Origin of the sequence: Methanospirillum hungatei JF-1 (assembly GCF_000013445.1) — an archaeon.
Lineage (GTDB): Archaea > Halobacteriota > Methanomicrobia > Methanomicrobiales > Methanospirillaceae > Methanospirillum > Methanospirillum hungatei.
In genome coordinates this window covers 1,988,907-2,002,340 of the sequence record NC_007796.1, presented here as the reverse complement: position 1 = coordinate 2,002,340, position 13,434 = coordinate 1,988,907, and the positions used below count along the sequence as shown (strand labels likewise).

At 49.4% G+C, this 13,434-nt stretch carries 14 protein-coding genes; 12 read left to right on the top strand and 2 right to left on the bottom strand.

The genetic code is table 11. The features are described from left to right. The first annotated feature begins 22 nt into the window (after positions 1–22). Genes MHUN_RS09240 through MHUN_RS09230 form a run of 3 tightly spaced genes read left to right on the top strand, consistent with a single transcriptional unit; the run spans position 23 to position 3,857 of the window. Positions 23–1,789 (top strand): V-type ATP synthase subunit A, encoded by a 1,767-nt coding sequence (locus MHUN_RS09240; protein ID WP_011448755.1) that lies wholly within the window; start codon positions 23–25, stop codon positions 1,787–1,789. Continuing rightward, on the top strand, positions 1,786–3,195 hold the full coding sequence (locus MHUN_RS09235; RefSeq protein ID WP_011448754.1) for a V-type ATP synthase subunit B: 1,410 nt from the start codon (positions 1,786–1,788) through the stop codon (positions 3,193–3,195). The genes MHUN_RS09240 and MHUN_RS09235 overlap by 4 nt, the downstream gene beginning before the upstream one ends. Continuing rightward, positions 3,180–3,857: a V-type ATP synthase subunit D gene (locus MHUN_RS09230; RefSeq protein ID WP_011448753.1), complete on the top strand. Its 678-nt coding sequence runs from the start codon at positions 3,180–3,182 to the stop codon at positions 3,855–3,857. The genes MHUN_RS09235 and MHUN_RS09230 overlap by 16 nt, the downstream gene beginning before the upstream one ends. Here MHUN_RS09230 and MHUN_RS09225 read toward each other — a convergent pair. Beyond that, on the bottom strand, positions 3,852–4,700 hold the full coding sequence (locus MHUN_RS09225; RefSeq protein WP_011448752.1) for a universal stress protein: 849 nt from the start codon (positions 4,698–4,700) through the stop codon (positions 3,852–3,854). The two genes, MHUN_RS09230 and MHUN_RS09225, sit on opposite strands and share 6 nt — an antisense overlap. Positions 4,701–4,727: 27 nt before the next feature. Then, positions 4,728–5,333 (bottom strand): hypothetical protein, encoded by a 606-nt coding sequence (locus MHUN_RS09220; RefSeq protein ID WP_011448751.1) that lies wholly within the window; start codon positions 5,331–5,333, stop codon positions 4,728–4,730. A gap of 186 nt (positions 5,334–5,519) precedes the next feature. Between MHUN_RS09220 and MHUN_RS18995 the strand changes: the two genes are divergently transcribed. The 9 genes from MHUN_RS18995 (at position 5,520) to MHUN_RS09180 (ending at position 13,433) form a co-directional block, all read left to right on the top strand. Beyond that, complete coding sequence (locus tag MHUN_RS18995; RefSeq protein WP_158498201.1) at positions 5,520–5,687, top strand: hypothetical protein; 168 nt, start codon at positions 5,520–5,522, stop codon at positions 5,685–5,687. A gap of 83 nt (positions 5,688–5,770) precedes the next feature. Beyond that, positions 5,771–6,088, top strand: coding sequence for a V-type ATPase subunit subunit G family protein (locus MHUN_RS09215; RefSeq protein ID WP_011448750.1), 318 nt, complete (start codon positions 5,771–5,773; stop codon positions 6,086–6,088). A gap of 13 nt (positions 6,089–6,101) precedes the next feature. Then, on the top strand, positions 6,102–8,003 hold the full coding sequence (locus tag MHUN_RS09210; RefSeq protein WP_239441516.1) for a V-type ATP synthase subunit I: 1,902 nt from the start codon (positions 6,102–6,104) through the stop codon (positions 8,001–8,003). Positions 8,004–8,087: 84 nt separating this feature from the next. Continuing rightward, positions 8,088–8,306 (top strand): ATPase, encoded by a 219-nt coding sequence (locus MHUN_RS09205; RefSeq protein ID WP_048067948.1) that lies wholly within the window; start codon positions 8,088–8,090, stop codon positions 8,304–8,306. Continuing rightward, positions 8,299–8,940, top strand: coding sequence for a V-type ATP synthase subunit E (locus MHUN_RS09200; RefSeq protein ID WP_204222942.1), 642 nt, complete (start codon positions 8,299–8,301; stop codon positions 8,938–8,940). Before MHUN_RS09205 ends, MHUN_RS09200 begins: the two co-directional genes overlap by 8 nt. Continuing rightward, positions 8,933–9,982 (top strand): V-type ATPase subunit, encoded by a 1,050-nt coding sequence (locus MHUN_RS09195; protein WP_011448746.1) that lies wholly within the window; start codon positions 8,933–8,935, stop codon positions 9,980–9,982. The genes MHUN_RS09200 and MHUN_RS09195 overlap by 8 nt, the downstream gene beginning before the upstream one ends. Further along, positions 9,975–10,295 carry a V-type ATP synthase subunit F gene (locus tag MHUN_RS09190; RefSeq protein WP_011448745.1) on the top strand — a complete coding sequence of 107 codons (321 nt, stop codon included), beginning with the start codon at positions 9,975–9,977 and terminating at the stop codon, positions 10,293–10,295. The genes MHUN_RS09195 and MHUN_RS09190 overlap by 8 nt, the downstream gene beginning before the upstream one ends. 1 nt (position 10,296) lies before the next feature. After that, complete coding sequence (locus tag MHUN_RS09185) at positions 10,297–12,051, top strand: V-type ATP synthase subunit A (RefSeq protein ID WP_011448744.1); 1,755 nt, start codon at positions 10,297–10,299, stop codon at positions 12,049–12,051. Then, complete coding sequence (locus MHUN_RS09180; RefSeq protein ID WP_011448743.1) at positions 12,033–13,433, top strand: V-type ATP synthase subunit B; 1,401 nt, start codon at positions 12,033–12,035, stop codon at positions 13,431–13,433. The genes MHUN_RS09185 and MHUN_RS09180 overlap by 19 nt, the downstream gene beginning before the upstream one ends. The last annotated feature ends 1 nt before the right edge of the window (position 13,434 follow it).

Here is a 13,434-nt window from a genome sequence, read left to right as displayed (position 1 = left end):
AAAACACAACGAGACAGATACCATGGGTGAGAAAAACGGTGTAATTATCCGGGTAACCGGTCCGGTGGTTGAAGCAGAAGGAATGGCCGGCAGCAGGATGTATGAATCGGTGAGGGTAGGAAATGACGGATTAATCGGTGAAATCATCATTCTTGAAGGGGACCGTGCCACCATCCAGGTCTATGAGGAGACGATCGGTCTTACCCCTGGTGAGCCGGTAGTCAGAACCTATCTTCCGCTGTCGGTTGAACTGGGTCCGGGACTTATCGGCACCATGTACGACGGAATCCAGCGGCCCCTTGAAGAGATCCTGAAGAATACCGGTGATATGATCGAACGGGGTTCCTCTGCTCCGGCTCTGGACCGGACAAAAAAATACCGGTTCTATCCTCTTGCAAAGTCTGGTGACATGGTGCGGGAAGGTGACCGGATCGGCTGCGTCCGTGAGTCGGTATCGGTCAATCATTATATTCTCATCCCGCCCGGCCTGTCTGGTACTATACATTTCATTGCAGAACAGGGAGAATACGTCATTACTGATACCATTGTCATCCTTGATACCGGAGAGGAGAAGAAAGAACTCACCATGATTCAGCGTTGGCCGGTGCGAGACCCGAGGCCGGTTCGTGAACGTCTGGACCCTGTGGAGCCGCTGTTGACCGGGCAGCGGATCATCGACACCCTCTTTCCTCTTGCCCGCGGGGGAACTGCTGCTATTCCCGGTCCCTTTGGTTCGGGAAAAACGGTCGTTCAGCAGCAGCTGGCAAAATGGGTCAATGCAGACATTATCATCTATATCGGGTGCGGGGAACGGGGTAATGAGATGGCAGATGTTCTTGAACAGTTCCCGACCCTCAAGGATCCCCGGACTGGTCATGCCCTGAGCAGCCGGATGGTTCTTATCGCAAATACAAGTAACATGCCGGTAGCAGCCCGTGAAGCATCGGTATACACCGGGATTACCATTGCTGAATATTACCGTGACATGGGGTACCATGTTGCCCTTATGGCTGACTCGACATCACGGTGGGCAGAGGCGATGCGTGAAATATCCGGAAGGCTTGAAGAGATGCCGGGAGAAGAAGGCTATCCTGCATACCTGAGTTCCCGGCTTGCTGACTTTTATGAGCGTGCCGGCAGGGTGTCTCTGCTTGGGTCAGGGGATCATGAGGGATCCATCTCGGTAATCGGAGCGGTCTCCCCGCCGGGTGGAGATTTTTCAGAACCGGTCACTCAGAACACGCTTCGTATTGTCAAGGTATTCTGGGCACTTGATGCGGATCTTGCGTATCAGCGGCACTTTCCTGCGATCAACTGGCTCATGTCTTACTCTTTGTACAGTCCTATCGCCGGGATATGGTGGGAGGAGCATATCGGCCCGGAGTTTATCAGGATGAAGCAGGAGATGATGGAGATATTACAACGGGAGAATGAGCTGGAGGAGATCATCCGCCTGGTCGGTCCGGAAACACTTCCTGAATCTGACCGTCTGCTCCTCTTAAAGGCCGAGATCCTTCGGGAGAGTTACCTCATGCAGTATGCCTTTGATGAATTTGATACATTTACCGGCCCGAAGAAACAATATCGTATGTTAAAAGCCATCTTCACGTTCTTCTCCCAGGCAGAACGAGCTCTTGAAACCGGGATTTCTGTCTCACGGCTCCGTGGTCTTCCTGTCATTGAATCATTTGCAAGAATGGGCACTGCATCCCCTGAAGAGGAGGATCCGCTCTTTGAAAGTATAGCCCGTGATACGGACGCGATACGGGATCTGAAGGAGGTTTTATGACCGATCTGAGATTTCGGACCTATACCGGAGTGTCAAAGGTGGTCGGTCCGCTCATGGTTCTTGACGGTGTCGAGGGGATCGGGTATGGTGAGATAGCAGAGATCACGCTCCCCGGCGGTGAGGTCCGAATCGGCCAGGTGCTTGAGACAACAACGACCAGGGCCATGGTGCAGGTATTCCGGGGGACGAGGGATCTGGATACCGAGAAGACACAAGTCAGGTTCAGGGGAGAGCCGATGAAGATATCCCTGTCATCAGACATGCTTGGGAGGACATTTGATGGGAGTGCCCGGCCAATAGATGGTGGCGGCCCGGTCATTCCTGAATGTATCCGTGATATCTACGGATCTCCGATAAATCCGTCTGCCCGTGAACATCCCCGCGACTCCATTCAGACCGGGATTTCATCCATAGATGGTATGAACACTCTGGTCCGGGGTCAGAAACTTCCCATATTTTCCGGAGCAGGACTTCCCCATAACCTGCTGGCTTCACAGATTGCACGACAGGCAAAAGTGACCGGTCAGGCAGAGAAGTTTGCGGTTGTCTTTGCTGCGATGGGTATTACCTATGAAGAGTCGGCCTTTTTCATCAGGGAGTTTGAGGAGAGCGGAGCACTGGAACGGACGGTTCTCTTCCTCAATCTGGCAGATGACCCGGCCATTGAACGGATTATAACTCCACGGCTGGCCCTTACCACCGCAGAATACCTGGCTTTTGACAAGGGTATGCATGTCCTTGTGGTGCTTACGGATCTCACCAATTATTGTGAAGCACTTCGTGAGATTGCAGCAGCGAGGGAGGAGGTTCCGGGCAGACGTGGGTATCCAGGGTATATTTATACCGATCTTGCATCTCTCTATGAGCGTGCCGGCCGTATTCGTGGGAGGGAAGGTTCTATTACCCAGATTCCCATCCTGACAATGCCTGACGATGATATCACCCACCCGGTCCCTGACCTGACCGGCTATATCACCGAAGGCCAGATTGTTCTCTCACGGGATCTTCACCGGAAAGGAATCTACCCGCCTGTTGATGTCCTCCCCTGTCTCTCCCGTCTTATGCAGGGAGGGATAGGCCCAGGCAGGACGAGGGCCGATCATGCTGAGGTGAAAAACCAGCTCTACTCTGCATATGCCAGGGGTATCAGGCTGAAAAGTCTCGTAGCAGTTATGGGAGAAGAGGGGCTGACGCCGCTTGATAAACTCTATATCCGGTTTTGTGACCGGTTTGAGAATGATTTCATCAGGCAGGCATCATACGAGGATCGTTCTTTTGATGACACGCTCACCCTTGCGTGGGACCTTTTGTCAATTCTTCCAAAGGCTGAGCTGAAGCGGATCAGCACTGAGTTTATCAAAATGTACTATCATGGCGAGGAGATTCTGGAATGCAAAGGGCCGTAATTGCCGGGGTAAGGCCAACGCGGCTGGAATTGATACGGCTCTCACGACGTGAGCAGATCGCCCGCAAAGGCAGGGATATCCTGCAGGAGAAGCTGGATGCCCTCGTCATTGAGCATGCACGCCTCACAAAAGAGCTGGAAACCATGGCTGTTTCAATCCAGGATCAACTGCAGGCTGCCTATAATGCACTTGAACTGGCAGGGATCATGACCGGATGGGTCAGACTTGAAGAACTGGCTGCAGCCTGTGGAAAGATCCCGGAGCCTACGGTCACCGCTTCCCAGGTTATGGGTGTCCATGTTCCTGTTATCTCTATGCCTGACGTGACGGGGTATTTCATGACCCAGCGGGGATATAGCATGGCAGGTACGTCCGGGCAGGTTGATGAGGCAGCTCTCCGGTATGAATCGGTTTTAGAGTCCCTTATCACCTATGCGTCACTTGAAGGAAGGGTGGATCGAATCTCGCTTGAGATGAACAAAACGAGAAGACGAGTGAATGCCCTTGAGCATCTTGTCATTCCCCGGCTGGTGCGGACCATGCGGTATATTGAGTTCAGGCTTGAGGAAAGGGAGCGGGAGGACCTCTTCAGAAGAAAGCGGATGAAGCAGAACATGGAGCGGAAGGAGAGGGGAGGAGATCAGACTTCCAATCTGTTATGATCTTCTGATGACAAGAACCGGTTTTGTTGCCAGCCGTGCCAGTTCACATGAAAAACTTCCATGGAGCATCTCGGCGAAAAATCCTTTCTCTGTTGGCACGGTACTGATAAGGGAGACATCCGCCTCCTGTGCATAATCCAGTATCCGGCTGACAAGATCGCCTTCAAGGATACGATGCCTGATCTCTGCTCCGGCAGTTTGAATCTGTTTACATCTCTCCTGAATGTCCTGTTCTGCCTGGATTCTGATACGTTCAAGTTCCCGTTCAGTCTCACCCCGTGAGATCACAAAGGCAACAATGATCTCTCCAACATCAGGAATCTTCGCCAGTTGTTCGACCGCTGTCCATGATTCAGGGGTAAGATCAACCGGAACCAGGACCCGTGAAAAGATCAGGGGGCAGTACTTCTGAAACTTCTCTCCAGATAGGGTTTCAATTATCTGCCCCCTCATGATCAGGAGATTCTTCTTTGAGTCATGGAGGATCCGGTGGGTAACACTCCCCAGATGCAGACCTTTGATGATGCTTTTTCCCCTGGCACCCATGACAATGATGGTCGAGTTATTTCGTGTCGCTGCATCATCAATTCCTGAGGCGATAGATTCTGAAACAAGAACTTCAGATTTGATGGATGGAATACCGAGACTTTTTAAAAGGGATGCTTCAGTCTCTATCCGGTTCTTTGCAGTTGATGTGATATCTCCTCTCAAAGAAGCCGGTTTATCTGTACCTACGATATGAACCAGCACAACCTCCTCAACGCCGGGGAGATCTGCGATGCAGTCCATGACACGCCGTGCATAATCTGAAAAATCAGTTGGAAACAGAATTCGTCTGAACATATGTTTAACCTCACACTGAATGGGTGCCTACCAGACCTTTGGAATGAAGGTATCTGTATTTACTATGCTGGCACTGTCACCCGTTGCACGGATCACGAACAGCCCATTCTTCTCAGCCATTGCTGCAGTACCGGCGTCTTCTGATATAAATGCAACCGCACCGTACACCCGCTTGTCAGAATATTCGGGCATCCAGGTCTTCGCATATTTTAGTTTATTCAAAAAATCTCTGATATCTTCGGGTCGGAGGGTGGTTTTTACTTCCACGATTACTATTTCAGTTCCGTTGATCGCGATGATATCAAACTCGTAATCAACACCGTCACGCCGCCCGGATCTGCGTTTAATGGTGTCAGTTACTTCTATCCCACGCTGATTGAGAATCGAAATTATATCTCCTTCAACCAGGGATTCTACGAGTGTTCCCCATTGGGATACGAATAAACGTTCCAGTTTGTTTAGTTTTTTATCAGTTTCCTTAAACTTCTGGTCAGTCTCCTTAAATTTTCTATCTGTATCCTGGAATTTCTTATCTGTCTCCTGGAACATGAGCCAGACTTTTTCAAAGGAGAGCGGTTCTTCTGGAGTATTTTGATCCGGTGAAGATGCTTTTGGTTTAGATGAAGATGACATTTTCCTGATATACTATTGCGAATTGGATATATTATCTGTTCCGGGAGAGATTTGAAAACCATACAAAGGCCTGGTATCGATAGGTGATAGAAATGTTGTTATTCACTGATGGATACATGGAGTACTACTCTTAAATATTATGTGATAGTAAAAGGTCACTATCTCACATGACACGGGGTGATAGGTATGGCTGTACCAGATATGAAAAAGATCCTCGAGCTCAAGCAGATTGCAATGAAACGGTGCGAGGATCGAATACTCGAAGCCGCTAGCCGTCCGCCCTGTAAAAAGCATCTTGAAGATACCGACAGCTATGGGATGACCCGGAGAATGAAGAGCAAATACGGTCTTTAATATTGGTATTTGTGACATATACGGGCATTCCTGATTCTTAAACTGCCGGGTTTCAGCCTGGCTTTATGGGAAAGGGGAAGAGTATGGAGACTGAACACTCATTGCTGGATCAGATATCACGAAAAGAAGCAGAGCTGAAAGGTCAATGTGATATTGCCTGTAAAGAGGCTGAAACCCGGATTCATGATGCACGGGTCAGGGCACGGAGTATGCGGGAGGATGCAGAACAAAAAGGAGCTCTGGAGGCATCACAGTACATGCAGAGCGGGCTTGATGAACTTGCTGTACAGATCAGTTCGATTCTTGCAGCGGGAGAAGCTGAAGCAGATAAAATTCTGAAGACAGGAGAGAAAAAAGTAGATAATGCGGTGAACAGAATAATCGAGATGATCCTGGGATAACATGCTGCAAAAGATGATGAGAATCCTGGTGGTAGGTCCGAAAAAAGACTATCAGCGTATTATTGATGTACTGTACCAGGCAGGTTCCATTCATCTTGAAGATGCAAAGACTGATATCCCTGATGGCATGGTGGTACGTCCTCTTGATACGTTTCATACTGAAGAGTTATCCTCTCTTCTCATCAGAATCAGGGGACAGATCCAGATCCTTACTCCGGTTGACTCAAAAAAGCATAACAAAAGCCCTTTTATTGATAAATACGCAAGTCTCCCCTTTAAAGATCTTGTAGTTACTGCAACAACAATCTGTGATTCACTCGAGGAGAAACTCAGGTCACTTGAAAACAGAAAGGGGGACCTTGATGTCCGGTATACGACCCTGCTTAGATATGAGAAGATCATACGGAAGATCTCTCCCCTTGAGCAGCAACTCCCTACTCTTGAGGGATTTGAAGTCACGATCCTGATTATTCAGAAGGAATTTGAATCGGTTCTCGATATTATTCACCCGTTTCTCTCCGAAATCACAAAAAACCAGTTTGAGTTTATCAGTGCTGATCTTGATGAGAAAAACATTGCAGTCATTACGGTCTTCAGTAAAAAATATGCCAATAAAGTTCATGATTTTCTCTATTCCAAAAATGTGAATGAAGTCCGGATACCCCAGGAGTATACGAATATGCCTCTGGATGACGCCCTGACTCTCATACAGGCAGACAAGGATGCAATCCGTACAGAAATTACTGAAATAGAGGCAAAAATTCGTGATATTTCGACCAGGTGGTATGCAGATCTCGTCACCCTGAAAATTTTGCTCACCGATTTTCTTGAAGAGACATCCGCATATTCACACTTTGGTCAGACTGAGTACACTTTTGTGGTAAAGGGATGGATACCGAAGAAATTTCTACCGGCAACAAAAAAGGCCCTCGTGGAGAGTTTTGGAGAGTCGGTTGTCGTTCATGAACTCCCCGATGATCCATCACGGTATGATGATGCTCCGGTCTTCTTCGATAACCCATTCTGGGCAAAACCCTTCGAGTTCTTCATGAACCTGGTCACACCGCCTATGTACCGGGAGATAGACCCCACTCCTCTGATAGCAATCTTCTTCCCCCTCTTCTTCGGGCTCATCGTGGGAGATATCGGGTATGGACTGGTAATCCTGTGTTTCAGCCTGGCGGTCCGGTATAAATTCAGGGAGATTCCCTGGATCTGTCAGCTCATGAGTATCCTGATGATCTCATCTATCCCGACGATGATTTTCGGATATTTCTATGGAGAGTTTTTTGGCGATCTTGGGGAACACATGGGCTGGATTCATCCCATCACGCTATTCGGGATCACCTGGAATCGGATAGAAGCCATCATCCCTCTTCTGATACTGACCATTGGTATCGGGGTATTTCATGTGTTCCTGGGTTTGTCCCTAGGGATTCTGAATGCGTACCGACACCATAAAACCAGGCATATCATCGAAAAAGCCGGGATGCTCGGACTGTTATCTGGAATTCTTCTCTTACTTGGTGCATATGCCGGTCATGTACCTGGGTCGGTAACATTTGCCGTAATCGCGCTGATGCTGGCTTCGATTGGCTGTCTCATCTATGGCGGAGGAAGCAGGGGAGTCATAGAAGTGATGGGGACTATTGGAAATATCATGTCTTATGCCCGTCTGATGGCAATAGGTCTTGCATCAGTTATTCTGGCTTTAGTGGCGAACCGTCTTTCGCATGAGCTGGGTATCCTTGTTCTGGGAATTATTGTCGCTATTCTCCTTCATACACTCAATATTTTCCTCGCCATGTTCAGTCCGTCAATTCACTCACTGAGATTGCATGTCGTGGAATTTTTCTCCAAGTTTTATGAAGGCGGAGGCGTTCCGTATAAGCCATTTGGAAAAGAGAGACTCTGATTCTTTTTTTCCATTCTCTTTCTTTTGACAGACAAACCACAATATATAAATCTGCACAGGATAAGGTAAACGATGGAGGTTATCATGACAGGATGGGAAGTCCCCATTGGCGCAGCAATCGCCTTTGCAGGAGGCGCAATTGCCACAGGAATCGCTCAGTCAAAGATTGGTGCTGCCGGAGCCGGAACCGTGGCCGAAAGACCTGAATCGGCCGGTACGGTGATTGTTCTTGAAGCAATTCCGGAAACACTGGTTATTCTTGGTTTTGTCGTAGCGGCAATGATCATCATTATGGTTGAGTGAAGAGAGCTGCTACCCAGGTGATGCAGAAGGTGAGCGAAGAATGGCATACGAAGACCTTATCAAGTCCATAGAATCAGCAGCCGAGGAGAAAAAACAGGAAGTTCTCCGGAATGCTGAACGAGAAGTGGAGGCAATTCTTCGGGAAGCAGAGACAGAATCATCTGCCATCCATGCTCAATACCTGGAGAAAGCGAAACGGGACCTGATTCTGGAGAATAACCGCCAGAAATTCCTTGCGAAACAGGAAGTGAAGAAAAGGATCAGTGCAGTCAGACAAAAACTCATTGATGATGCGTTTTCCCGTTCCAAAGAGAAGATCTCCGGAATCAGGTCTGATCCATCATATCCTGCTTTGTATGAGCGGCTGACTCGTGAGGTTATTTCCGCCCTTGCTGGAGAAGAAATCATTCTTCATATTGATCCGGCAGATTCGAAAATTTGCAGTGATGTACTCAAAAAAACCGGTATAGTTTGTGATATTATGCAGGATATCACGACAATTGGTGGATTATCCGGAACATCTGCAGATGGCAGGATTCGTGCATATAACACCCTGGAAAGCAGAATGGAACGGATCAGGGATACGTCTACCCTTGAGATTATCAACCTGATTCTTGGAGGGCCTGATGGATAGCGGGTATGTCAATGCCAGGATTCGGGGTATGTACTCCCGGTTGCTTGATAAAAAAAGTTTAAGCAACCTGATTTTAAAGCCTGACATCAGTTCCCTGATAACTGCCCTGGAAGAGACTTCATATCATGAGGATCTCGAGCGTGCCCTTGTCGGAAAATCCGGGCTGAGCGGGATAGAGGAAGCTCTCCGGCTGAATCTTATCAGAACGATTCAGAAGATCTCGGAATTTCTTCAGGGAGAGAAAGGAGAGCGGTATATCCTCATCTTTTCTTCCCGATGGGATATTCACAATTTAAAAACCATTCTGCGTGGAAAGAGGATTAAAGTGCCAACCATGCAGATCCGGGAGAATCTGGTTCCAGCTGGAGAATTTGATGAATCACTCCTATCTGAACTCTTAAAACAGCCGGATGTCAAAAGCGTCATTGATCTTCTGGCAACCTGGGAAGTCCCCTATGCCATACCCCTCACCCAGGCATTTCCTGATTATAATGCTCAGGGAGATCTCTTCATACTGGAAAATGCCCTGGACCGGTTCTATTATGAGCGGGCTCTTTCTCTTGTCGGTGGCAAATCTGTTGAAGAGCGTAAGATCCGTGAGATTATCGGAACTGAAATCGATCTTATCAATATTAAATCACTCCTGATGATGTTTCGGGATCATGTGGATCCTGAAGATGCTCAGCCAATGCTTCTGGATGGTGGAAAGGTCTTCAACCGAAAGAAGCTCAAAATGCTATTAAATCTTGGCTCCATAGCATCGCTCATTGAATATCTTGAAGAGACTCCGTACCGGTTTCTTTCTGATCTTCGAAGCACCGAAGGCGATACAGTTAAAATATCCACGTACCAGCATCTTCTTGATGAATATCTCATCAGACATGCAGTCAGGTTATACCGGGGGGATCCTCTGTCGGTGACGGTGGTTATCGGGTATCTGTGGGCAAAATACACCGAGATAATGAACCTGCGTATCATCGCCCGGTGTAAAAATGCCCTGATCCCCCCTGAAGATATGGAGGCTGAGATGGTGTATGTATAAAGTCGTCGTCATCACTGATCCGGAATCAGCAACCGGGTTTCGTCTTGCCGGATCTGATGTCCTTGAGGTGGAAGATTCCTTTGAAGCATCCAGAGTTCTTTCATCTCTCCTTCACGAAGAGGAGACCGGAATAATTGCCATCAGGGAGGATTACCTGGCCAATCTTGACAAGAGTCTGTATGAACAGGTTGAGCGGTGTTATCACCCGGTCATCATCCCGATTCCTGCACCACGAAAAGGCGATGAAGTGAGCGGATATGTGGAACGGCTGCTCCGGAGAGCAATTGGATACAATGTGGTAATGAGGAGCTAATATGATTACCGGAACAATAGCCAGGATTTCAGGGCCGGTGATTACTGCCAGGAATATGACCGGATCGCGGATGTATGATGTGGTATGGGTGGGTAGGGCTGCTCTTCCCGGTGAGATTATCCGCCTTGAAGGTGATGAGGCAGTCATCCAGGTCTATGAGGATACCACCGGTCTTATGATCCACGAACCGGTGGAGAATACCGGTGTTCCGCTCTCCGTCGAGCTGGGTCCGGGTCTGCTGGCATCTATTTATGACGGGGTACAGCGGCCGCTTCCTGCCCTGTATGCGAAAAGCGGGAACTATATCAGCAGGGGGATCATGGTCCCCGGCCTAGACCGGGAGAAGAGATGGGCATTTAATCCGGTGAAGAAAGCTGGTGAAATGGTCCAGACCGGTGATGTTCTTGGAACGGTCCAGGAGTTTCATCTGGTCCATTCGATCATGGTCCCACCCGGCGTATCAGGCGAGATAAAAACGATCGCTTCTGGAGAGTTCACCGTAACCGATGTAGTATGTACCCTTGCAGACGGGACCGAGATAACCATGCTTCAGCGGTGGCCGGTCAGGAAAGGGAGGCCCTTTGTCAAACGACTGGATCCGGAGGTTCCCCTGCTCACCGGTCAGCGGGTATTTGATACCATGTTCCCCCTGGTAAAGGGTGGGACTGCCATGATTCCGGGCGGATTTGGAACCGGAAAGACGGTGTCTGAGCAGACTCTTGCGAAATGGGCAGATACCCAGGTGGTTGTGTACATCGGGTGCGGTGAACGGGGCAACGAGATGACTGATGTGCTGACTGAGTTTCCAGAACTGACCGACCCGAGGACCGGCTATCCCCTGATTGAGCGGACGATCATGATAGCAAACACCTCAAATATGCCGGTCGCTGCCCGTGAAGCATCCATTTATACCGGGATTACTATCGCTGAATATTACCGGGACATGGGCATGGATGTTGCACTTCTAGCCGATTCAACGTCCCGGTGGGGTGAAGCACTTCGTGAAGTGTCAGGACGGCTTGAGGAGATGCCAGGGGAAGAAGGGTATCCTGCCTATCTTGCAACCCGTCTTGCTGCCTTTTATGAACGGGCCGGGCGTGTCATCTGTGCCGGTTCGGAGGAGAAGACCGGGTCGGTGACGATCATCGGGGCGGTATCACCACCAGGCGGGGACTTCTCAGAGCCGATTACACAGAATACTCTTCGTATTGCCGGAACATTCTGGGCACTTGATGCAAATCTTGCATACCGCCGGCATTACCCGTCGGTAAATTGGATCCGGAGTTATTCCCTGTATTTGGAGGATGTCGAGGACTGGTTTTCGGAGAAGGTCGCCAGAGACTGGTACCAGTTCAGGGGACGGGCGATGTATATTCTGCAAAAGGAAGTAGAACTGCAGGAGATCGTGCAGCTTGTCGGGCCTGATGCCCTTCCTGACAAGGAGAAGGTCGTTCTTGAGATTGCAAAGATCATCCGAGAAGATTTCCTGCAGCAGAGTGCATACAGTGATGATGATTCATTCTGTCCGCTTGAAAAACAGTACTGGATGCTGAAGATCATTATCTGGTATTATGATGCAATCCGTGCAGCCATGAGACGGAATGTCCCGCTTCGTCAGCTCCTCTCCATCCCGGCACGGTCAGAGATAGCACGGATGAAAGAGCAGAGGGATCTGGACCGGTTGAAACGACTGAGTGATATTGTCTGGGAACAGACTGAAAACCTGGAGGTGCAGACATGCAGCACGGCAGCCTGATTACGGTTGAGTACCAGACGGTCAATTATGTATCAGGTCCCCTGATCTTTGTTGAACGGCCCAAGGAGATCTCGTTTGGAGAGACAGCACAGATCATTCTTCCGGATGGTGAGGCACGGACCGGCCAGATTCTTGATATTTCAGAGGATATTGCAGTTGTCCAGGTCTTTGAGGGGACACGGGGTATAGATAGCCATGTGACTACGGTCAGGTTTACCGGCCAGTCACCCCTTCTTGATGTCTCCTATGATATGCTTGGTCGGGTACTGGACGGGGTCGGACGGCCACGGGATGGTGGTCCGGAAATCATTCCGGAGGCACGGCTCGATATCGCCGGTATGCCGATCAATCCCTACTCCCGTGACAAACCTGCCGAGTTTATCCAGACCGGTATATCGGCAATTGATGCATTAAACACTCTTGTCAGGGGACAGAAACTTCCTATCTTCTCAGGTGCAGGACTTCCGGCAAATCAGCTGGCTGCCCAGATTGCAAAACAGGCAAAGGTTCTTGGTGAGGGTGAGAACTTTGCCGTGGTCTTTGCAGCGATGGGTATCACCTACAAGGAAGCGTCATTCTTCATGAAGGAGTTTGAAGAGAGCGGAGCCCTTGAACGGGTCGTCTTCTTCTTAAACCTGGCCGATGATCCGACGATTGAACGGATTGCAACGCCCCGGTGTGCTCTGACTGCTGCTGAGTTCCTGGCGTATACACACAATCTGCATGTACTGGTCATCCTGACCGATATGACAAATTATTGCGATGCTCTTCGTGAGATCTCAACAGCACGGGAGGAGATTCCTGGTCGTCGCGGGTATCCGGGGTATATGTACACCGACCTTGCAACCATTTACGAGCGGGCCGGTCGTATCAAGGGCTGTACCGGTTCGATCACCCAGATCCCGATCCTGACGATGCCGGATGATGATATCACCCATCCGGTGCCTGATCTGACCGGGTACATCACTGAGGGGCAGATTGTACTCTCCCGTGATCTGTTCAGGAAAGGGATTAATCCGCCCATTGATGCTCTCCCCTGTCTTTCGCGGCTCATGAACCTGGGAATCGGGCCAGGTAAGACCCGTGAGGATCATCGGAATGTGGCAGATCAGCTATATGCTTCATATGCCTATGGGCGGGACCTTCGAAGACTCGTTGCCATTGTCGGAGAAGAAGCACTCTCGGAGCTTGACCGGAATTATCTCAAGTTTGCTGATCACTTTGAGAAACGGTTTATATCACAGGGGAACGTTGAGCGAAGCATTGAGACAACGTTGCAGGTCGCCTGGGAACTCTTCAGCCTGCTGCCAGATGAGGAGCTGAAGCGGATTAAGGAAGAGTATATCGATAAATACCGGACTCTTATCATATCCGGAGGGTAGG

Bases quoted from the DNA above. Each gene is read 5' to 3' on its own strand.
- MHUN_RS09240 (WP_011448755.1), top strand. From the start codon at position 23: ATGGGTGAGAAAAACGGTGTAATTATCCGGGTAACCGGTCCGGTGGTT.
- MHUN_RS09235 (WP_011448754.1), top strand. From the start codon at position 1,786: ATGACCGATCTGAGATTTCGGACCTATACCGGAGTGTCAAAGGTGGTC.
- MHUN_RS09230 (WP_011448753.1), top strand. From the start codon at position 3,180: ATGCAAAGGGCCGTAATTGCCGGGGTAAGGCCAACGCGGCTGGAATTG.
- MHUN_RS09225 (WP_011448752.1), bottom strand. From the start codon at position 4,700: ATGTTCAGACGAATTCTGTTTCCAACTGATTTTTCAGATTATGCACGG.
- MHUN_RS09220 (WP_011448751.1), bottom strand. From the start codon at position 5,333: ATGTCATCTTCATCTAAACCAAAAGCATCTTCACCGGATCAAAATACT.
- MHUN_RS18995 (WP_158498201.1), top strand. From the start codon at position 5,520: ATGGCTGTACCAGATATGAAAAAGATCCTCGAGCTCAAGCAGATTGCA.
- MHUN_RS09215 (WP_011448750.1), top strand. From the start codon at position 5,771: ATGGAGACTGAACACTCATTGCTGGATCAGATATCACGAAAAGAAGCA.
- MHUN_RS09210 (WP_239441516.1), top strand. From the start codon at position 6,102: ATGATGAGAATCCTGGTGGTAGGTCCGAAAAAAGACTATCAGCGTATT.
- MHUN_RS09205 (WP_048067948.1), top strand. From the start codon at position 8,088: ATGACAGGATGGGAAGTCCCCATTGGCGCAGCAATCGCCTTTGCAGGA.
- MHUN_RS09195 (WP_011448746.1), top strand. From the start codon at position 8,933: ATGGATAGCGGGTATGTCAATGCCAGGATTCGGGGTATGTACTCCCGG.
- MHUN_RS09190 (WP_011448745.1), top strand. From the start codon at position 9,975: ATGTATAAAGTCGTCGTCATCACTGATCCGGAATCAGCAACCGGGTTT.
- MHUN_RS09185 (WP_011448744.1), top strand. From the start codon at position 10,297: ATGATTACCGGAACAATAGCCAGGATTTCAGGGCCGGTGATTACTGCC.
- MHUN_RS09180 (WP_011448743.1), top strand. From the start codon at position 12,033: ATGCAGCACGGCAGCCTGATTACGGTTGAGTACCAGACGGTCAATTAT.